The following is a 473-nucleotide window of genomic DNA, read 5'->3' on the forward strand; positions in this document are numbered from 1 at the left end:
CGGAGCGAGTTCTTGGCGCTGATTTTCGGCAGGCGGGCGGTGGGTAAAAACCAACGGCTGGCCCAACCGGAAGCAGCCCTATGCCTTGAGCACACCCAATGGCCGCTTTGCGCCGCATTTCGGCCTAACAGGTAAAGTTCGTCGTTGCCCTGAATCGTGATTGCGACTTTCCCCGATCCGAGAAACATTCCTTTATCCAATCCCCGTGGAAGGCAAGAGACGCGACCATGAGTGGGAACGGCTTAGCCATACCAAGACGCAATAATTTAGGTTACCTTCCTTGGATTGAGCTGTCGCGACCTATGGTCGGGTCGCATCACGTGGGAGACCTTCCCCCAATCTCAAGCCGCGTCGATGCGTCGATCGCTATTTCAGAAGTATTTCTTGGTCTTGTTCGCGGCGGCCATTTTTCCGATGGTTGCTGGTGGCGTCAGCAACACGTGGTTTTGCCGTGTCATCCAGTATGCTGTCAG

1 protein-coding gene is annotated in these 473 nt (G+C 55.2%); it reads right to left on the reverse strand.

Going from position 1 to position 473, the window contains the following annotated elements; all coding sequences use genetic code 11:
* Window positions 1-188: hypothetical protein (locus tag EN852_RS41810; protein ID WP_210238283.1), on the reverse strand; the 188-nt coding region annotated here is incomplete at its 3' end.
* Between the last annotated feature and the right edge of the window lie 285 nt (window positions 189-473).

The organism is Mesorhizobium sp. M2E.F.Ca.ET.209.01.1.1 (assembly GCF_004010375.2).
In the GTDB taxonomy this organism is placed as follows: Bacteria; Pseudomonadota; Alphaproteobacteria; order Rhizobiales; family Rhizobiaceae; genus Mesorhizobium.